This is a genomic window from Ochrobactrum sp. MYb379 (assembly GCF_037479515.1).
In the GTDB taxonomy this organism is placed as follows: domain Bacteria; phylum Pseudomonadota; class Alphaproteobacteria; order Rhizobiales; family Rhizobiaceae; genus Brucella.
The window spans coordinates 496,922-516,115 of the sequence record NZ_JBBGYW010000003.1 but is presented as its reverse complement, the minus strand read 5'-3'; the positions used below and the strand labels follow the sequence as shown (position 1 = coordinate 516,115).

Sequence of the window (19,194 nt, the reverse complement as noted above, 5' to 3'; positions counted from 1 at the left end):
CAAGATTATCCATTGCACCGCCAGCCTCAGTCTTAAAATTAAAAGACCTTGGAGAATTCGTCGATGTTCGATGCGTCATAGACAAATGGATCGCTCATCGCGGCTTCGCCGTTTTCGCCAATCTTGATCTTGCCCATGCGACCGGCTTCGATTTCCGAGCCCGGCTTGCCGTCTGCATCACCCTTTACGAGATGATAGGCAATCTGCGTTGCAGAATAACCAAGATCAATCGGGTTCCAGATCGCGAATTCCTTGGTTGCACCCGACTTGATGGCGCCTGCCATTTCGGACGGAAGACCAAGGCCGGTTACATAAACATCGCCGATTTTGCCCGCGTCTTTGACAGCCTGCGAGGCAGCAAGCACGCCAACCGTAGTTGGAGCGACAATCACCTTCACATTGGGATTGGAGGTGAGGAGGCCCTGTGCTTCACGATAGCTCTTGTCGGCAAGATCATCACCGTAAACGGTGGTGACGAGATTAAGGCCCGGAAAATCCTTGAGCTGCTTCTTCATCTCGTCAATCCAGATGTTCTGATTGGTCGAGGTGGTTGTTGCCGAAAGGATCGCGAAATCACCCTTGCCGTCCGGAAGATGGTTTGCTGCAAGCGTCAAACACATCTTGCCAATCAGATCGTTCGATGATGGATTGAGATGGACGATGCGGCCTTCAGGTGCGACACCTGAATCCCATGAGATAACCTTGATACCACGCTGCGCAGCCTTTTTGAGTGCTGGAACAACTGCATCCGGATCGTTTGCCGAAATTGCAATCGCATCCACGCCTTGTGCAATGAGCGAATTGATAACTTCAATCTGGCCTTCGGCAGTTGTTGTCGTTGGGCCGGTGTAGATAACTTCGACGCCACCCAGTTCCTTGGCAGCTTCCTGTGCGCCCTTGTTGGCGGCTTCAAAAAAGCCATTGCCCAGCGACTTCGCAACAAGTGCAATTTTCATGTCAGCAGCCTGCGCCGCAGTTGCCATGAGAGCAACGGCAATAGCCGTGCTCATTGCCAGTTTTTTGAAAAGTTTCATGTCCCATTCCTCCCGATTAAGAACATTCCGATTTATATTAAAGCCTAGGCAACCTCTGTGGTCTCTCCCCGATCATTGCCTTTGCCAGCATTCGCAGATACAGGCGTTACGATGAGCCTGATGCCTGCATTTTCGACCATCCGTCGTGCATCGTCCGAAATGCCGTCATCGGTGATCAGTGTACTGACCCGATCAAGAGGACAAAGGATGAGGCTTGAACGGCGGGTGAATTTTGATGAATCGACCATCAGGACGATTTCGTCCGCCTGGCCCATCAGTTTTTGTTCGCTTTGAATAATCAAAGCGTCTGCTTCCATCACGCCAAGCGGACTGATGCCCTGACATCCCAGAAACATGCGTCGCCCGTAAAAGTTGCGGATCACGTCATTATCGAATGGCGACAGAATAAGGCTCTGTTCGCGATAAATCGCGCCACCCGGCACCAGAACTGTGCTTTTGGACTGCCGCAAAAGATGTTCAGCGATTGCAAAAGAATTTGTCAGTACTTGCATGCGCCGCGCTGCAAGGTAATGCACCATCTGAAACGTGGTTGAGCCACCATTGATGATAATGCTGTCACCTTCTTCGCAAAGCGATACGGCTTCGCGTGCAATTGCGCGTTTGCAATCCGTATTCTCGGCTTCCGATACTTTAAAGGAACGACCTGCAAGATTGCTGAGTTGCGGTGGATGAATAGCTTCTGCGCCACCACGAACGCGTTTAATACGGCCTTGCATATGAAGAGATGCAATATCACGTCGCAGCGTCGCCTCAGACGCTTCCGTCAGTTCTACAAGATCCTGAATGGTGATCACCGGCTTTTCCTGAACTGCACTCAGGATAATACGGTGGCGTTCTCTCTCGTGCATGGCTCCTCCTCCCTCATGTATCAAACATAAAAGGGGAAGATGTCAATCACAAACAATCACTAGCGATATAAAATTTACTATTGTTGATCGATTATGATTATTTTTGATTGACACCTTCCGTTACATAACGCCATATCTGCCTGAAATGTGATCGATTGGGCGTAAACAGCGTTCAGTCAGGTCTTCACCATATATCGGGAGGATGAGATGGTGGCGCAAAATAGGCTGTTGGATAATCGATGGGACGACGCGAAAGCGGCAACGCTGGATGAGCCTGGAAAATTGCTTTACCGCTCAAACCTGCTCGGCTCTGATAAGCGGATCACCAATTATGGTGGTGGTAATACATCAGCCAAGGTACAGGAAACCGACCCCCTCACTGGAAAGACCGTTCCGGTACTTTGGGTTAAAGGCTCTGGTGGCGATGTTGGCACCATTAAGCTTGACGGTTTTTCGACGCTTTATCAGGATAAGCTCGACGCGTTGAAGGGCATCTATAAGGGCGTTGAAGACGAAGACCGTATGGTCGGCTTCCTTCCGCACTGCACATTCAATCTCAATCCTCGTGCCGCTTCCATTGATACGCCATTGCATGGTTTTGTACCATTTACGCATGTTGATCATATGCATCCTGATGCGATCATCGCAATTGCCGCATCCAAAAATTCCCGCGAGCTGACGGCAGAGATTTTCGGCGACGAAATTGGCTGGCTTCCGTGGCGCCGTCCGGGCTTCCAGCTCGGTCTTGACCTTGAAGCTTTCGTGAAAGCAAATCCGAATGCAAAGGGTGTAGTCCTTGAAAGTCATGGGCTTTTCACATGGGCCAATGATGCAAAAGCCTGCTATGAGCTAACGCTTGAAATCATCAACAAGGCTATCGAATGGCTTGATAAGAAGGGTGAAGGCAAGGCCGCTTTTGGCGGTGCTGTCACACAAAGCCTTGATGATTCAGAACGCCGTGCAATTGCTGCGCGTCTCATGCCTGAGATACGCGGGTTGATCGGAAAGGAAGAGCGCAAGCTTGGCCATTTCGATGATCAGGATGCGGTTTTGCAATTCGTAAATTCGAAAGAACTAGAGCCACTCGCACGCCTTGGCACATCTTGCCCGGATCACTTCCTGCGCACGAAAATTCGCCCACTTGTGGTCGATTTCGATCCCGCGAAACCGGATGTTGATGGTGTGGTTGCTGGTCTCGAAGCTTCACTCGAAGCCTATCGCGCTGATTACACGCGCTATTATGAGAGCTGCAAGCACGACAACTCGCCGAAAATGCGCGATCCCAACCCGGTCATTTTCCTGATCCCCGGCGTCGGCATGTTGTCTTTCGCGCGCGACAAAGCGACAGCGCGTATTGCCGGCGAGTTCTATGTGAACGCAATCAACGTCATGCGCGGCGCATCATCCGTATCTGAATATCAGGGGCTGCCCGAACAGGAAGCCTTCGATATTGAATATTGGCTGCTTGAAGAAGCCAAACTCCAGCGTATGCCGAAACCTAAAAGCCTGGCTGGACGCATTGCGTTGATTACGGGCGGTGCAGGTGGCATCGGCTATGCCACCGCTGAACGTCTGGCAGGTGAGGGCGCTTGCGTGGTTCTGACAGATATCGACGCAGAATCGCTCAAAACCGCTCACGCAAATCTTGCCAAGCGTTTTGGTTCCGATCAGGTTCGCAGCGTCGAGTTGAACGTCACCAATGAAAGTGCGGTCATCAACGCTTTCACAGAGGCAAGTGTTGAACTTGGCGGCATCGATATATTGGTTTCAAATGCCGGTATTGCATCGTCTGCACCGATCGAAAAGACCGAGCTTTCGATGTGGAACCGCAATATTGATATTCTTGCGACCGGATATTTTCTTGTTTCTCGCGAGGCATTTCGGCTTTTCCGGCGTCAGAACCTTGGCGGTAACGTGGTTTTCGTCGCTTCCAAGAATGGGCTCGCCGCTTCGCCCGGTGCATCTGCCTATTGCACGGCAAAGGCTGCAGAAATCCATCTGGCGCGTTGTCTTGCCCTTGAAGGTGCAGAAGCTGGTATTCGTGTGAATGTGGTCAACCCGGATGCTGTACTGCGCGGCTCGAAAATCTGGGACGGCGAATGGCGTGAACAGCGTGCAGCGTCATCTAAGATCGACGTCACTGAACTGGAAGAGCATTACCGCAAGCGCTCGCTGCTCAAACTCAATGTATTGCCGGAAGATATTGCAGAAGCGATCTACTTCCTTGCGAGTGATGCTTCAGCCAAATCCACGGGCAACATTATCAATGTTGACGCCGGAAATCAGGTGAGCTTCCCGCGCTAATAATCAAGAAGGCAGAAGGGCGCTCTTGCTTCTCTGTCTTCCTTTATTGAAATTCAGGACATTCTGGGAGGAACCATGTCCGAACAACGTATTGCAGCCGATTTCATCGCTGAGCATAATTCAGGCTTTGAGAATGCACAGAAGAGTGACTATCAGGCTCTTGGCGAACAGCTTGCCCGTCGTGGCATCGAAATTGAAAAAATCACTGATAAGGTTGGCAAATATTTTGTCGCTGTCCCCTCTTGGGGAACAGGGACTGGCGGCACACGTTTTGGCCGTTTCCCCGGTCGCGGTGAGCCGCGCGGAATTTTTGACAAACTCGACGATTGTTCGGTCATCAACGAATTGTCACGCGCGACGCCGAACGTTTCGCTGCATATTCCGTGGGATAAGACTGATCCGAAAAAACTGAAAGCCCATGCGGAAGCACTCGGGCTTGGTTTTGACGCGATGAATTCCAACACGTTCTCGGATTCGGCTGATCAGCAGCATTCCTATAAATATGGCTCGCTTACGCATGTCGATCCGGCCGTGCGCGCTCAGGCTATTGAACATAATATTGAGTGCATCAAGATCGGAAATGCCATCGGTTCGAAGGCATTGACCGTCTGGCTTGGCGATGGTTCAAACTTCCCGGGTCAGCAGAATTTCACCCGCGCATTCGAGCGTTATCTGCATTCGATGGGTGAAATTTATAAAGCGCTTCCGGATGACTGGCGGCTGTTCTCTGAACACAAAATGTATGAGCCAGCCTTTTATTCTTCAGTCGTGCAGGACTGGGGCACGAATTACCTTATAGCCTCGACCCTTGGTCCAAAGGCGCAATGTCTGGTCGATCTTGGCCACCATGCACCAAACACCAATATTGAAATGATCGTGGCGCGGTTGATCCAGTTCGGAAAGCTCGGTGGCTTCCATTTCAATGACAGCAAATATGGTGACGACGATCTCGATGCGGGATCAATCGATCCATACCGCCTGTTCCTCGTTTTCAATGAGCTTGTCGACGCCGATTATCGCGGTGTAAAGGATTTCCATCCTGAGCACATGATTGATCAGTCACATAATGTGACCGACCCGATTGAAAGCCTGATTTCATCTGCCAATGAAATCCGTCGTGCTTATGCGCAGGCTTTGTTGGTGGATCGGGAAGCGCTGGAAACCTATCAGCAGGAAAACGATGCCCTGATGGCATCTGATACGTTGAAGCGCGCTTATCGTACCGACGTCGAGCCAATTCTGGCAGAAGCACGTCGACGTACCGGCGGAGCAATCGAGCCGAATGCGGCTTATCGGGCCAGCGGCTATCGCGAGAAGGTTGCGAAAGAACGCCCTGAAAGCAGAAGTGACAGTGGTGCCTTTAATTAGAAAAGGCATCTGGGGATAAAATTACCGCTGCTGATATCAGGGTCATACTGTCGATGTTGTATGGGCTCTCAGCAGCGGATTTGTTAGCAATATTATAGTGTTTTTTTCTAAGAATAGATCTATGATCGAGATGCTTAGATCTTAATGTATTTACTTAAGCCATTCACTCAGCTCGATTTCAGCGCGTTCCAGTGCGCTATAATTCAAAAGCTTTCGTAACAGTGCGACAGTTACTGCGCGCGAGCGTAAGTTGAAACGCCCTTCATCAGGCTCGCCTTTTTCCTGATAGACACCAAGCTTTTCGTAAAGCTGTTGTAAGCGGTTTTGAACGCTTCGGAGCGACAGATTACGGCGACGCGCAATAACGCGATCGGTCAGGCCAAGTGCTATATCGATCAGAATTTCATATTCGCTTTCGCTAAAACCGCTGGTATGGCCAAGGCTTTTTTGTTGGAGTCCACGAACTTCACGATCAATTACGCATTGGGCCTCTACAAAAATGCTGCGAAGTGCCAAACGCAGTTTGTCGTCGGATGCCGATTTTAGCACATAACCATAGGCCGCACCTTCCGGTACAATGCGCGAAACACCACGCACATAGGCTTCATCGGCATAATTCGACCAGAATAAAATGCGCGTTTCCGGATTTTCCTTCCAGATGGTGCGAGCAGCTTCAATGCCGTTGCGCCCACTCATCTGCAAGTCCATCACAATATGCGCTGCACGATGCATGCGAGCGAGCTTTTCACCCGTCGAGCCATTATCCGCTTCCAGCACATCACTGCATTCGGGCAGCGCCGCGCGGATCGCTTCGCCCAAATAGGTGCGATGCAACGGATCATCTTCTACGATCAAAACCTGCATCTTACTCTCCACTTGTCGCGCACATTTCCGGGGGCAGATGAATTGTCACGCATGTGCCGCTGCCCTCCGCATTTTTTCTGATGGCAAAGCTCGCTGAAATGAGCCGCGCCCTTGTTCGCATATTATCGATACCATGTCCGATACGCTGCGCCTGACGATCCATACCGATACCGTCATCCATGACTTCAACGAGAAGTCGCCCACCCTTATCACGCAGTCGAACACGGATTTCTCCAGCTAGGGCATGGCGGATCGCGTTGTTAATTGCTTCCTGCACAATGCGGAAAAGCGAGGTCGCAACGCTCTCCTCAAGCCGGTCGGTCATACCATCGCTCTCATCTTCTAGAAACCACTCAATGGCGACCGCACTTTCGCGGATCGAGCGATCAAGATGGTTTTCCGTTGCCTGCGCAAAACCGAAAAGCTGGAGCACTGATGGCTTTGCCTCTTCGATGATCTGGCGAAGGTCTTGCATACAATGCTGCAAACCTCGAAAAAGTGGTTCAAGCTGCTCGCCGGAAAGATCTGGCGCGCGCGTCAGCCGCTCAACATGCCTAGCCAGACGCGTGAGATCAGCCAATGTCTGATCATGCAAGTCCATGCCGATACGATGACGCTCGGTCTCCAAAGCTTCCGTGAGTTTAAGCGCACCAAAACGCAAACCCTCTTCGCGGGCCCGTGCTTCTGTCTCTACAATTGCAGAGCGTTTGGCCTGTTCTGCGGCGCGGATTGCGAAGAAATACGGTGCCAGAAGATCAGCAATTGATTGCGCATTTTCCACGTCACGCATCGAGTAACTGCCGGTTTGTAGACTGGAGCAACTCAATGCGCCGATAATATTACCTTGCGCTTTCAGTGGCACATGAAGACGCCCTTTAAGATCATGCTCGATAATTGGGGTTGAGAATGCTCCCTCAAAATGAAAGCGCGGATCAGTGCGGGCATCATCGGTTAGCAGGTACTCAGCCTCGCCAGATAAAACCGTGCGGATAGGGCTTCCAGAGAGAAGGGCGGGTGGATTACGACTCCACGCCGTCGCAATCCCACTTTCATAGGCGATATGAAACTTGCCATCCACCATCTTGATACAGACATCAAGATGATCGTAGGGCAAGATATGGTTAATCTCAGCAGCAACGGCCTGAATGATGGAATCGAAATCGAGTTGTCCCGCCAGCAATCTGGAAATATTCAGATAGCGGTCGAGCAAGCGTGCAGGTGCTAGTTCCAGCAAGCGACTCTCCTCCCAAAGACAGGTTGCTTAGCTTGTTATATTACGCAGCTTATCTACCGGCGCGTCTTGCGGGTTCCCGCAATTTTGCTGCGTAAACTCGCAGCACAGTTGCTTCGATCAGCCTTCACAGCGCAACAGTTTTATTACATCCTCGCTTGACCAGAAAATTGCTCGCAAGACAACAGGAAATGTCGCGGGCGTGCTGGTGCCGTTGAGGAGCGGCGGTGCGGGAGGTTTCGCGCCACATTCAAATTCAAACGATCCGAAGGGCATAACGCTCTGCGGCGCGGATATTTGCAACTGGGAGGAATAAAATGCAGCTTGGGAAAATTCTTTTGGCATCCGCCGCACTAGCCACTTTGATGGCAAGCGGTAGCGCATTTGCCGACACATCGTCGAAAAAGATCGCCTTCTCCAACAATTATGCTGGCAACTCATGGCGTCAGGCCATGCTTCAGAGCTGGGACAAAGTGACGAAGGAAGCCGTCAGCGCAGGCGCAGTTTCTGCAGCCGACGCTTTCACGACCGCTGAAAATCAAGCCACAGAACAGGCTGCGCAAATCCAGAACATGATTTTGCAGGGCTATGACGCGATTGTCGTGAACGCCGCTTCACCAACTGCATTGAATGGCGCAATCAAAGAAGCCTGCGATGCCGGTATTACCGTTGTTTCGTTCGACGGCATTGTCACCGAGCCTTGTGCATGGCGCATTGCGGTTGACTTTAAGGCCATGGGCGAAGGTCAGGTGGATTATCTCGCAAAGCGTCTGCCTGAAGGCGGAAATCTTCTCGAAATTCGCGGGCTGGCTGGCGTTTCAGTCGATGATCAGATGCATGCTGGTATCGAAGAAGGCGTGAAGAAGCATCCGAACTTCAAGATCGTCGGCTCGGTCCATGGCGATTGGGCTGCAGATGTTGCACAGCGCGCAGTCGCAGGTGTTCTGCCAAGTCTGCCGAAGATCGATGCTGTCGTAACGCAGGGCGGCGACGGTTATGGTGCTGCACAGGCCTTTGCCGCTGCAAAGCGCGAAACGCCGATTATCATTATGGGCAACCGTGAAGACGAACTGCAGTGGTGGAAGCAGCAGAAAGATGCGAACGGCTACGAAACCATGTCGGTGTCGATCGCGCCAGGCGTTTCAACACTCGCCTTCTGGGTCGCACAGCAGATTCTCGACGGCAAGGAAGTCAAGAAAGACCTCGTCGTTCCGTTCCTGAGCGTCAGCCAGGAATCGCTCGATAAGGATCTCGGTAATACCCAGAAGGGTGGCGTTGCGAATGTCGAATATTCGCTGGAAGACGCACAGAAGGTCATCGCAGAAGCGAAGTAAACCTTTTCTCCCAGGGGGTGGGCATTTCCTGTGTCCGCCCCTCCCTTATCTCCAATACAGTTCGGATGCATGTCTCATTCAATCGACAAAGGCGAGGTCGTCGCCGCACGCAATATTCGCGTGCAGTTCGGTGCGGTTAAGGCACTGGATGGCGCTGAACTTGTGATCCATGAAGGCGAATGTGTCGGGCTTGTCGGCCATAATGGCGCTGGCAAATCCACCATCGTCAACGTCATCAATGGCGGCCTTACCCCGCATGAAGGCAGCCTCTCCTATCACGGTGAGGCGGGTCATGGCGTGGCAACTGCCCGCAAGCACGGCATTCGCTGCGTCTTTCAGGAGCTGTCGCTCTTCCCCAATCTGACAATTGCTGAAAATGTCCGCATCATGCAGCGCGACCTCACGGGCGCGAACTGGCGCGGTAAGGCTGTCGATCTTATCGCAACAAAGCTCAGTGAGATTTTCCCCGGTCACAAGATCGATTGCGCGGCAACCGTAGACGAGTTGTCCATTGCCGAGCGGCAGATGGTCGAAATCGCCATCAACTTCACCGCCCCCGGCACACCGCCAAAGCTGGTCATTCTCGATGAACCGACCTCATCGCTCGATGCGGGCATTGCTGCACAGCTGATGGCCTATGTCCGTCGCTTTGTGGGCACAGGCGGTTCGGTGATCCTCATTTCGCATATGCTTGGTGAGATCCTCTCAACATCCGACCGCATTGTCGTCATGAAAGACGGTAAGGTCGTCGCCAACCGGGCAGCAAGTGAATTCACCAACCGCAGCCTTGTCGAAGCTATGGGTAGCGTCGAACGTGAAAAAGCGGCACGCCGCGCGGCAAAAGCCGACACGACGGGCACAGCTGTTCTCTCTGCAAAAAAGCGCCCCCATGACAGCAAGCCGTTTCAGGCTTTCAAGGGCGAAGTTATCGGCCTCGCTGGACTTGCCGGTCATGGCCAGACCAAGATGCTGCTTGATCTTTATTATGCAGGTCGGCCAAATTGGTTGCCTGCGCGCAATTGCGAAATCGCCTTCGTAGCGGGTGATCGTAGCCTGAACGGCACGTTTCCGCTCTGGAGCATCTTGCACAATCTTACCATTGGTTCGCTTGATCGCCTCTCATCGCTGAAGCTTGTCGATCAATCACGCGAAGATCAACTCGGCGGGCAATGGAAAGACAAAATCCAGATCCGAACACCGGATATGGGCAATCGCATTCTTTCGCTTTCCGGCGGCAATCAGCAGAAAGTGCTTTTTGCCCGCGCGCTTGCCACCACTGCCAACGCCATTCTGATGGACGATCCCATGCGCGGAGTGGATGTTGGTACCAAGCAGGAAGTCTATGAAATCCTGCGCCATGAAGCAGAAAATGGCCGTACCTTTGTCTGGTATTCCACCGAAATGGACGAGATCGAACTATGTGATCGTGTCTATGTCTTCCGCGACGGTGCAATCGTGACAGAATTGGTCGGCGACGAAATCGCGGAAAAGAACGTGCTTGCTGCATCCTTTGAGGGAGGACACGAATAATGCGTCTCTCCGCTTCATCTCTCCGCCTGCTTACGCCGGTTTTCTCGCTCGCTTTGCTGCTGGCCGCTGTTTTCTACATGCAGCCGCGCGCCATGAGCTATACCGGACTTAACCTGCTGTTCAATCTCGCAGTACCGATTGCACTCGCAACAATCGCGCAGATGCTCATCATGGCGGTCAATGACCTTGATCTATCGATGGGAACCTTCGTGAGCTTCGTAGTCTGTGTAGCTGCGACCTATCTCAATACTGATCCCGTCATCGGCGTTCTGATCCTTGCGGCGGCAATTGCAGCCTATGCAGCACTTGGCGCGATCATCCACCTGCGCAATCTCCCATCCATTGTTGTGACACTCGGAATGTCGTTCGTCTGGGGCGGGCTTGCCGTTCTACTTTTGCCGTCACCCGGCGGTCAGGCGCCTGACTGGGCGCGCTGGATTATGACGACAAAGCCGCCATTTGTGCCGATGGCGATTGTTGCAAGCATCTTGATTGCAGTTGTCACGCATTTCATCGTCATGCGCACCACTTTCGGTGTGCTGATGCGCGGCGCAGGCGGAAATACCCGATCCATCGAACGCGCAGGCTGGTCTGTCACCGCAATTCGTGCCGGAACCTATGCACTTGCAGCCTTCTTTGCAGTGCTTGCAGGTATCGCGCTTGTTGGTCTCACTACCTCGGCAGATGCTAATATCGCGCTGCGCTATACGCTGCTCTCCATTGCTGGCGTCATTCTGGGCGGTGGTGAATTTGTTGGTGGCCGTATTTCGCCAATCGGCGCGGTTATCGGCGCGCTGACACTCACCCTCGCGGGTTCATTCCTCTCATTCATGCGCATTTCTCCAGACTGGCAGATCGGTGCGCAGGGCGGAATCCTCATTCTGGTGCTGGCACTCCGCCTCTTCCTCAACCGTCTCGACCGCAAGGGGAAAAAGCAATGAGCGCTGTCTCCGTTCTCACAACTCGCCCATGGATATGGTCGTTTATCGCGACTATTGCGGTCTGGATCATCACCGTAGCATTTACCGGTGGCGCGGGTGCCGCAGGGCTTTCTCATGCGGCTTTCACCTTCGCATCGTTTTCGGTGATTGTCGGCCTCGGGCAGATGTTCGTCATCACGCTCGGACCCGGTAATATCGACCTCTCGGTTCCGGCCACCATGACCCTTGCGGCGACATTGGCTCTAAAGCTGATGGACTCGCAGGACAGCATGGTGCTGGCAGGCCTCGCTGTTGCGCTCCTGATCGGCCTTGGCATTGGCATTTGCAATTATGCACTGATCAAGTTGCTGCGTATCCCGCCAATTATCGCGACTCTTTCGATGAGCTTTCTTATCCAGTCGACTGCCATCTGGAGCAATCGCGGCCTGCGCGTAAAGCCGCCTGAAGTTTTGGCACAGTTCACCACCTCCTCTGTCTTTGGCATTCCCAATGTTGCAATCGTTGCACTGTTGTTGTCGGTCATTGGCTGGGTACTTCTGAAGAAAAGCATTTATGGCCGTTGGATTTCAGCCATCGGGCAAAACCCGTTTGCGGCGCGCATGGCAGGTGTTCCGGTTGATGGCACACGCTTCGTCACCTATCTGATCTGCGCAGTTTTAGCGTCGCTCTGTGGCTTCCTACTTGCCTGTTTTTCAGGCGGCGCAGCACTTAACATGGGCACGGAATATCTCCTGATGTCGATTGCCGTTGTCATCATTGGCGGCACTGCGGTTGCGGGTGGCGATTCCAACATTCCCGGCATTTGGGGTGCCGCACTTTTCATGTTCCTTATAGTCTCGATGCTCAACACCTATGGCTTCGGTGCCGGTGTTCGTCTGGTACTGACGGGGCTCACCATTATTGCGGTGATTTTCCTTGCCAGTAGCCGCAGACCTGAGCGCTAAACAGCATTCCCGGAGTATTTTTCTTGTCTCAGAATAATTCAATTTACGAAGTTCACGATGAGCGCTTTAAACACTTGATCGTATCAAGCGCCGATCTTGATGAACTTTACAGCGATTGTCGCTGGGCCGAAGGTCCGGCTTGGTTCGGTGATTTAAACTGCCTGCTTTGGAGTGACATTCCCAACCAGCGTATTTTGCGCTGGGTTCCAGATGGCGGGGTCTCGACCTTTCGCCAGCCATCGAATTTTGCCAATGGCAATACGCGCGACCGTGAAGGACGACTGGTCTCCTGTGAGCATGGCGGACGTCGTGTCACCCGTACCGAACTCGACGGCAGCATCACCGTGCTTGCTGACAACTATCAGGGCAAAAGGCTCAACGCACCCAATGACGTTATCGTGCGCTCTGACGGGTCCGTCTGGTTTACCGACCCGACCTACGGTATTATGGGTGATTATGAAGGCTATAAAGCGGAGCCTGAACAGCCGACCCGGAATGTCTATCGACTTGATCCTAAAAGCGGCGAGCTTAATGCCGTCATCACAGACTTTGTGCAGCCAAATGGTCTTGCCTTTTCGCCTGATGAAACAAAGCTTTTTGTTGCCGACAGCGCCTATAGCCACGACGAAAAAGCACCGCGTCATATCCGCGTTTTCGATATCGTTGATAACGGCGGGGGCGTCACGGGCGGTAAGATTTTCTGCACGATTGATAACGGTCTGCCAGATGGCTTTCGCTTCGATACAGACGGCAACCTTTGGACGAGTGCGGGCGACGGCGTACATTGCTTTTCGCCTGGAGGCCAGCTTCTCGGCAAGATCAATACGCCACAGACCGTCGCAAATGTCACTTTTGGCGGGCCACGTCGCAACCGGCTTTTCATCACTGCAACAAAATCGCTTTATGCAGTTTATTTGACCGTCACCGGAGCACAATATCCGTAAGTTTGGTGTTTTTTATTTCGCCTCCAAGTTATTTTTTAACTTGGTAGCGAGTGATGATTTGCTGATAGGTTTTCGTAAAATATCGATGGCACGGAAACGCTCTGGAATGGCTGAATCGTCACTGTAGCCTGTCATAAATATAAATGGGATTTTGTGTTCAGAAAGAATATCTGCGACTGCCTCAGATGTTTTGGATCCAAGATTGAAGTCTAATATAGCAATGTCTGGCTGAAATGATTTTAGAGTTGAGATGGCATCGTTTGTATCGCTTGCAAGTTGTATATTCTTCGCACCCATTTCCCGCAGGGTATCCTCGACGTCCATCGCGATAAGACTCTGGTCTTCCACGACAAGAACCGAAATTCCATCAAGTTGTGGCTGATTGAACGCGTTTTGTGAAATGGGTGCAAGCGTACTAAGTTCCCCTAATACAACATGGGATGCGGGAATTTGAAATGTTGCGCATAAGCCACTATCGTGATGTTCGATATGAACCTTTCCACGAAGGTCATATTCAAAGGAACTTTTGATCAGCTTTGTACCAAAGCCGGTTTGTGTTGGGCGAACAACAACTGGACCACCTATTTCCTTCCAGTTGATCAGGCAGTCTCCAGTTTCGGTCAGCTCCCATCTGATACATAATTGACCCTGATCTGTTGAAAGCGCGCCGTATTTTGCGGCATTGGTCATCATTTCATGCATTACCAACGACAGGACGCTATAGGCGCGCTGGTCGAGGATGAGGGGAGCGCCATCGAGAACTATCCTATCGGGTGTTTCATTGTCCCTAAATAGATCAGCTTCGCTCTCGACTAATGTTTTAATAAAGCCGCTCTTGGAACCATCTAATGACTGGTCATGCGCTGAGGAAAGCGCGCGAAGTCGTCCTTCCAACGTTTGCGCATATTCGTCAACATTTCTGGCACCCATCCCGGTTTGCTTGGCGATAGACTTAACGAGGGACAATATGTTTTTAACCCGGTGGTTGAGTTCGGCATTTAAAATACGCCGGCGTTGTTCCGTGCGAACACGTTCTTTCTCTGATATCTCGTTCTGGCGAAGAATAACGTCTCGCAGATATGTTGCTATGGCACGGGCGACAGAAATATCTGTTGCTGTCCAAGGCATTGATCTACCTTTCACATCCTCTCGCCACGTATCAAAACTACCGCGTGGCGTCAGACGCTCTCCAAAAGGCGTATTTAAAACCTGTTTTACAGGTTCTCCCGCCCATTCGATTTGATGGGCCTCTTCATTTCTAAATAGAATAAGATACTCACCAAATGTGACGGACAGAGGGATTGCTATCAATCCAGCTACATTGGAGTCTATATCTGGAAGGAAGGACTTTATCTCAGACGTGGACCATATGTCATTTGATGATTGTTGTTTTATATTGTTCAGCAATTGACGCGTCGGTTCTTCATCCAAAGCATCCCCTGTCTGAAACCATTGGTCATTCATCCATAAAGCCGCTCCGTGGCTTGCAACTAATTTTGCAAACTCCGGTAACTGGCTAATTAGGTCATCACGCATTGAGCTGTTAATGCCTAGCCTCGATACGATGGAGTCGAGCTTCGACCGCGTATCGGCAGTCGCTTGCAAGGTTGCCCGACGCTCGCAAGCAGCAATGTGAAGTGAAAAATACTGTCCAAAGAGTTCTGCGCCAATGCGAAGCGGTAATGGCGTGATTTTTGGTGTATCATGATGACACGCAATCAAACCCCATAGTTCGCCGTTCACAATTACTGATATGGATAGTGATGCCGCGACACCCATATTGTTCAGATACTCACAATGAATAGGCGAAACGCTTCTTAATTGTGCGAAAGACATATCTACAGGTTTTTCATCCGGCAACAGTGCAGGACTTAATCCAACGGGTGAGGATGTCGTGTCCGCGATCATCCGGATCGTGTTGCTTATATATAGCTTGCGGGCCTGAACTGGAATGTCGCTTGCCGGGAAGTGCTGTCCCATAAAGCTATTCAGGGTAGATATCTTTGCTTCCGCAATGACCCGTCCTGCGCCATTGTGAAGAAAACGGTAGATCATAACACGATCGTAACCAAGCATTGCGCGAACAAGTCGTGCCGCAGCCGTGGCTGCTCGATCTACATTTTCTTCCAGCCCCAATCTGTGAATAACGGAGCGTGTGAGATCAAGCGCTTGTCGCGCTGTTTGTCCTCTATCTGGTGAGGGTTCGAATTCGACAAAAATATTCCCGTCGTGCGAATGGACGACGGCGTCAAAAAGGGGGGCTCTGCCGGGAAAGCGTAAGCCAATAATGATGGAAGAAAGACCGGGTTCTCTTGATTTGGCAACGGCATTGCGAAAATCATGCGCATTCTTATCACCAGCGATCTGAGAAATGTCAGTTCCAGGGGTCAGGGTGCCGGTATAACCTGTTAACGTTGAGAAGTTAGCTGACGCATATCGTAATCGTTGAGTTACAGGGTCAATGACGAGCATCGCGCCGTGTGCCTGTATGGAACCAGGAATATGAATAGGTTCGCGATCGCAGTTCGTGAGGTTAACAGACTCCGGTATATACATTAGAAGCGGCGCACTTTCTCACATGAACGAATTAAACAGGTGTTTTAAGGACGGGAACTTTTATGCGCCTAATGCTTTCTTGAATTAGGAGCATTTTTGCAATGAGCTTTTTTATGTGTTCCTTCAGGGGGCGAGCAAAAATAAAGTCCCTATTAATTGCCGAAGTTATGTCAAAAAGTAACATAACACCTCTTTCGCGTCTGTCCACTTATGGACATTTTGCAGGGAAATAAAAGAATGTTTTCAATGAGTACGCAACTGATTAGCGAAACCTCAGATAATCTGTTGTTATTGATGCTTAGTGAGGATGACCGAAAAAGGTTGGCTCCGCACACAATGGCTTTCGAAATGGATGCCCTCACAATTTTACACAAAGCAGGTGACGATGTTTTAAATACGTGGTTCCCCTGCGGCTCGGCGATGGCAAGTTTTCAGCGCTGGGTTGATGATGACAATAGTGCAGTGGAAGTGGCGTTAATTGGCCGGGAAGGTGCTATCGGTGGAATTGTATCGAATGGCAGTCTCCCAGCTTATGCGACCGCAATTGTACGCAATCCGGGCAGATTTCTTCGTATTAAAACAGCTGCTCTAGAACAGGTGAAGGCTGAATCTGTGGCGCTGAGGCATTGGTTTTCACGGTATTCTGACTGCCTTATGGCACAGGTATTTCAAACCGCCGCCTGCAATGCAACGCACACGATTACGCAACGTACCGCAAAATGGTTGCTAGCCGCCTCGGCTCGTACCAACTCAGATAGTTTTGAACTTACCCATGATCAGCTATCTGAAATGCTTGGTGTGGGACGAACCTTTGTGACGCGCACTCTAGGTCAACTCAGATCAGAAGAAATAATCGAAACGCGTCGAGGGAGTGTCGTTATTCGCGATAAAGCGGCCCTTAGTAAAAAATCTTGTAGCTGCACAATGGCAATAGAAAATCATTATGATGCCGTCATGCATGGGATTTATTAAGGGAATTGCGATGGGGTGTGGCGGATTTCCTTTTGGCTTTTTAAGAGAAGATATTTCTAACAATTGTATCGCGTAGCCAGCTATGCGCAGGCTGGGAATCTAGGCGCTTATGCCATCGCATACAGATTGATATCCGTGGCGATTCAAAAGGTAGTTCGCTCATCGCTAGATGTGAGCTCTGACAAACGACCTTTGCAATCGGTCGCCGCATAACTGCCAAGACATCCTGATCCTCCATCACAGTGCTGAATCCGAGTAAGGGGATAGAATGCTTGACGTTGCGCGATACCTTTTGTTGTGCAAGCCAGGTATCGAGAAACCCCACATCATCCCCTGTTGATGACAAATTGAGGTGTGGTTGGCTGATGAGTTCCGTTACGGAAATTTTTGTATTGGGTTCGCGCAGATTTTTGTGATGAACAACAACGAAATCATCGTCGCCCAATTCCACGGAAGCAAAGCGTTCGCGCTCAATTCCAGGTTTGCCGATAAAGAGATCCAGCTCAGAATCATCAATGAGGCGATCCACATCAATCGTTCCACTGGGGCGCAAGATCAGAGAAATTCCGGGAGCATTGGCTTCGACTGTCTGAACGAGTTTGGCAGTTAGCGCGACGGCGCTACAGTTATCGAGCGCTATACGGAATTTTTGGTTTGCGGTCAGAGGATTAAAATCTTGCGCCTGAAGGCCGAGTTCAAGATAATTCAATGCCTGACGAATGGGGCCTGAAAGTTGTTCAGCGCGTGAAGTTGGTAACATGCCGCGTGCTGAACGCACAAATAGATCATCCTGAAGCGTATGTCGTAGCCGAGCGAGAGCGTGGCTGGCAGCTGGCTGGCTCATGCCGAGGCGCTGCGCCGCACGCATGATATTTCGCTCACGGAAGATCGCATCGAAAATCCGCAGAAGATTGAGATCAATCTGATTGATGTTTGGAAGTGCCATCTCAGGCTTCATTCTCCTACTTTATTTCCCATAGAATGCATTACGCGCAGTTTGATTATAAAGTAAAATGCACCGCATGCATATTGGTATGCAGAGGTTTCAGTTCCTTAAGTCAGTTGTTTCGTCCAAGACGGCAGATATCTGACATTTATTGTCATGTTTAAGTTTGTGGCTTTCAATTAAGCGGATGTTTTGTGGCAGATGCTTTGTGAACGTCTGATACAGCTGGCAGGAGTATCTATATGTCGTTTGTTAATGCGGTGCGGTCCTTGGCTTTAGCCGCGGTTTGTATTCTTTCACCTCTTGTTTCTCAGGCAGCGGAAATTACGGATGTTCTGGGACGCAAGGTTCAGGTTCCGGAGCATGTTGAACGTGTCGTATTGGGGGAAGGCCGTCTGAGCTATGCCCTAGCATTGCTGGATCGCGACAACCCCTTCAAACGGATTGTCGGCTGGCAGAACGATCTGCGTAAACTCGATCCGCATACATTTGAAGCCTATAAAACCGCATTTCCTGAGGTTGCGGATATTGCTCTTATAGGCCAGGCTTCTGAAGTCAGCGTGAATGTTGAAACCATTCTCGCGCTTAAACCGGATCTGGTGGTTTTCAGCGTGGCGGGTGAGGGCCCCAAAGCGCATAGCCCGATTGCTGACACGCTGGCGAAGGCTGGAGTTGCCGTCGTTTACGTCGATTTTCGCGTTAACCCGATTGAAAATACGCCCAAAAGCATCGAACTGCTTGGCGAAGCGATTGATCGGAAAGACGAGGCCAAAGCCTTTACCGATTTCTATGGGGCACATCTCAAGCGCCTGACCGATAAAGTGCGTGATCTCGATGAGGCGAAAAAGCCAACGGTTTTTGCAGAACTTCTTCCAGGCGTCTGGCAAGCTCCCGGTCATACAACGGGCAATGGAGGGCTCGGCCAATTCATCAATACCGTTGGCGGACGTAATATTGCATCAAGCGTCGTTCCCGGTGCTATCGGCGATGTCGCTGTTGAGTATGTTTTACAGGCTGATCCCGACATTTATGTTGCGACTGGTAACCGTGCGCCGGGCGTTTTGCTTGGTGCCGCGGTTGACGAAGCAACTGCCCGTCAAAGTCTGAACACGGTTCTGGAGCGTCCGGAATTCAAGGAGTTGAGGGCGATCCGTGAGCATAATGCTCATGGCTTATGGCACGACTATTACAACTCACCTTATAACATCATTGCTGTCGAATTGCTCGCAAAGTGGCTGCATCCTGACTTGTTCAAGGATGTTGATCCTACAAAGACTCAAGAGGAGTTGAATGAGTTTCTGACAATCAAAAATGATGGCACTTATTGGATTGATCCTGTGCAAGGAGAGTAAGGCGG

The 19,194-nt window shown here is 51.0% G+C and carries 15 protein-coding genes; 9 read left to right on the top strand and 6 right to left on the bottom strand.

Going from position 1 to position 19,194, the window contains the following annotated elements; translation table 11 throughout:
• Positions 1 to 38: 38 nt before the first annotated feature.
• Both rhaS and WH356_RS09655 read right to left on the bottom strand, forming a co-directional pair.
• Positions 39 to 1,034: a rhamnose ABC transporter substrate-binding protein gene (rhaS, locus tag WH356_RS09660; RefSeq protein ID WP_339510201.1), complete on the bottom strand. Its 996-nt coding sequence runs from the start codon at positions 1,032 to 1,034 to the stop codon at positions 39 to 41.
• Positions 1,035 to 1,078: 44 nt separating this feature from the next.
• Complete coding sequence (locus tag WH356_RS09655; RefSeq protein ID WP_339510199.1) at positions 1,079 to 1,903, bottom strand: DeoR/GlpR family DNA-binding transcription regulator; 825 nt, start codon at positions 1,901 to 1,903, stop codon at positions 1,079 to 1,081.
• A 207-nt stretch (positions 1,904 to 2,110) separates the two neighbouring features.
• Between WH356_RS09655 and WH356_RS09650 the strand changes: the two genes are divergently transcribed.
• Both WH356_RS09650 and rhaI read left to right on the top strand, forming a co-directional pair.
• Positions 2,111 to 4,207 carry a bifunctional rhamnulose-1-phosphate aldolase/short-chain dehydrogenase gene (locus WH356_RS09650; protein WP_339510197.1) on the top strand — a complete coding sequence of 699 codons (2,097 nt, stop codon included), beginning with the start codon at positions 2,111 to 2,113 and terminating at the stop codon, positions 4,205 to 4,207.
• Between the two features lie 75 nt (positions 4,208 to 4,282).
• The gene (gene rhaI, locus WH356_RS09645) at positions 4,283 to 5,575 is read left to right on the top strand and encodes an L-rhamnose catabolism isomerase (protein WP_339510195.1); all 1,293 of its coding nucleotides are present in this window, start codon (positions 4,283 to 4,285) and stop codon (positions 5,573 to 5,575) included.
• Between the two features lie 150 nt (positions 5,576 to 5,725).
• Here the strand turns inward: rhaI and WH356_RS09640 are convergent, their stop codons facing one another.
• Together WH356_RS09640 and WH356_RS09635 are read right to left on the bottom strand one after the other, a co-directional pair.
• Positions 5,726 to 6,439 carry a response regulator transcription factor gene (locus WH356_RS09640; protein ID WP_339510193.1) on the bottom strand — a complete coding sequence of 238 codons (714 nt, stop codon included), beginning with the start codon at positions 6,437 to 6,439 and terminating at the stop codon, positions 5,726 to 5,728.
• Position 6,440: 1 nt separating this feature from the next.
• Complete coding sequence (locus WH356_RS09635; protein WP_339510191.1) at positions 6,441 to 7,673, bottom strand: GAF domain-containing sensor histidine kinase; 1,233 nt, start codon at positions 7,671 to 7,673, stop codon at positions 6,441 to 6,443.
• A gap of 314 nt (positions 7,674 to 7,987) precedes the next feature.
• Between WH356_RS09635 and WH356_RS09630 the strand changes: the two genes are divergently transcribed.
• From WH356_RS09630 to WH356_RS09610, 5 genes are all read left to right on the top strand, one after another.
• Positions 7,988 to 9,004: an ABC transporter substrate-binding protein gene (locus WH356_RS09630; protein WP_339510189.1), complete on the top strand. Its 1,017-nt coding sequence runs from the start codon at positions 7,988 to 7,990 to the stop codon at positions 9,002 to 9,004.
• A 69-nt stretch (positions 9,005 to 9,073) separates the two neighbouring features.
• Entirely contained in the window at positions 9,074 to 10,534 is a 1,461-nt protein-coding gene (locus WH356_RS09625) for a sugar ABC transporter ATP-binding protein (protein WP_339510188.1), read from the top strand.
• A complete protein-coding gene (locus WH356_RS09620; RefSeq protein ID WP_250044175.1) occupies positions 10,534 to 11,475 on the top strand; it encodes an ABC transporter permease in 942 nt (313 codons plus the stop codon). The genes WH356_RS09625 and WH356_RS09620 overlap by 1 nt, the downstream gene beginning before the upstream one ends.
• Positions 11,472 to 12,419 carry an ABC transporter permease gene (locus tag WH356_RS09615; protein WP_339510186.1) on the top strand — a complete coding sequence of 316 codons (948 nt, stop codon included), beginning with the start codon at positions 11,472 to 11,474 and terminating at the stop codon, positions 12,417 to 12,419. Before WH356_RS09620 ends, WH356_RS09615 begins: the two co-directional genes overlap by 4 nt.
• Before the next feature lie 23 nt (positions 12,420 to 12,442).
• Positions 12,443 to 13,363 (top strand): SMP-30/gluconolactonase/LRE family protein, encoded by a 921-nt coding sequence (locus WH356_RS09610; protein WP_339510184.1) that lies wholly within the window; start codon positions 12,443 to 12,445, stop codon positions 13,361 to 13,363.
• A 12-nt stretch (positions 13,364 to 13,375) separates the two neighbouring features.
• Here the strand turns inward: WH356_RS09610 and WH356_RS09605 are convergent, their stop codons facing one another.
• Positions 13,376 to 15,919 (bottom strand): HWE histidine kinase domain-containing protein, encoded by a 2,544-nt coding sequence (locus WH356_RS09605; RefSeq protein WP_339510182.1) that lies wholly within the window; start codon positions 15,917 to 15,919, stop codon positions 13,376 to 13,378.
• 246 nt (positions 15,920 to 16,165) lie between these two features.
• On the opposite strand from WH356_RS09605, the gene WH356_RS09600 reads away from it, so the two are divergent.
• Complete coding sequence (locus tag WH356_RS09600) at positions 16,166 to 16,891, top strand: Crp/Fnr family transcriptional regulator (RefSeq protein ID WP_339510180.1); 726 nt, start codon at positions 16,166 to 16,168, stop codon at positions 16,889 to 16,891.
• 40 nt (positions 16,892 to 16,931) lie between these two features.
• Here the strand turns inward: WH356_RS09600 and WH356_RS09595 are convergent, their stop codons facing one another.
• On the bottom strand, positions 16,932 to 17,837 hold the full coding sequence (locus WH356_RS09595) for a LysR family transcriptional regulator (protein ID WP_339510178.1): 906 nt from the start codon (positions 17,835 to 17,837) through the stop codon (positions 16,932 to 16,934).
• A gap of 242 nt (positions 17,838 to 18,079) precedes the next feature.
• Between WH356_RS09595 and WH356_RS09590 the strand changes: the two genes are divergently transcribed.
• A complete protein-coding gene (locus WH356_RS09590) occupies positions 18,080 to 19,189 on the top strand; it encodes an ABC transporter substrate-binding protein (RefSeq protein ID WP_339510176.1) in 1,110 nt (369 codons plus the stop codon).
• Positions 19,190 to 19,194: the final 5 nt, after the last annotated feature.

What these genes read in the sequence shown, in the direction of transcription:
- rhaI (WP_339510195.1), top strand. Translation starts at nt 4,283, where the DNA reads ATGTCCGAACAACGTATTGCAGCCGATTTCATCGCTGAGCATAATTCA.
- WH356_RS09620 (WP_250044175.1), top strand. Translation starts at nt 10,534, where the DNA reads ATGCGTCTCTCCGCTTCATCTCTCCGCCTGCTTACGCCGGTTTTCTCG.
- WH356_RS09600 (WP_339510180.1), top strand. Translation starts at nt 16,166, where the DNA reads ATGAGTACGCAACTGATTAGCGAAACCTCAGATAATCTGTTGTTATTG.
- WH356_RS09655 (WP_339510199.1), bottom strand. Translation starts at nt 1,903, where the DNA reads ATGCACGAGAGAGAACGCCACCGTATTATCCTGAGTGCAGTTCAGGAA.
- WH356_RS09630 (WP_339510189.1), top strand. Translation starts at nt 7,988, where the DNA reads ATGCAGCTTGGGAAAATTCTTTTGGCATCCGCCGCACTAGCCACTTTG.
- WH356_RS09625 (WP_339510188.1), top strand. Translation starts at nt 9,074, where the DNA reads ATGTCTCATTCAATCGACAAAGGCGAGGTCGTCGCCGCACGCAATATT.
- WH356_RS09615 (WP_339510186.1), top strand. Translation starts at nt 11,472, where the DNA reads ATGAGCGCTGTCTCCGTTCTCACAACTCGCCCATGGATATGGTCGTTT.
- WH356_RS09640 (WP_339510193.1), bottom strand. Translation starts at nt 6,439, where the DNA reads ATGCAGGTTTTGATCGTAGAAGATGATCCGTTGCATCGCACCTATTTG.
- WH356_RS09595 (WP_339510178.1), bottom strand. Translation starts at nt 17,837, where the DNA reads ATGGCACTTCCAAACATCAATCAGATTGATCTCAATCTTCTGCGGATT.
- WH356_RS09650 (WP_339510197.1), top strand. Translation starts at nt 2,111, where the DNA reads ATGGTGGCGCAAAATAGGCTGTTGGATAATCGATGGGACGACGCGAAA.
- WH356_RS09590 (WP_339510176.1), top strand. Translation starts at nt 18,080, where the DNA reads ATGTCGTTTGTTAATGCGGTGCGGTCCTTGGCTTTAGCCGCGGTTTGT.
- WH356_RS09605 (WP_339510182.1), bottom strand. Translation starts at nt 15,919, where the DNA reads ATGTATATACCGGAGTCTGTTAACCTCACGAACTGCGATCGCGAACCT.
- rhaS (WP_339510201.1), bottom strand. Translation starts at nt 1,034, where the DNA reads ATGAAACTTTTCAAAAAACTGGCAATGAGCACGGCTATTGCCGTTGCT.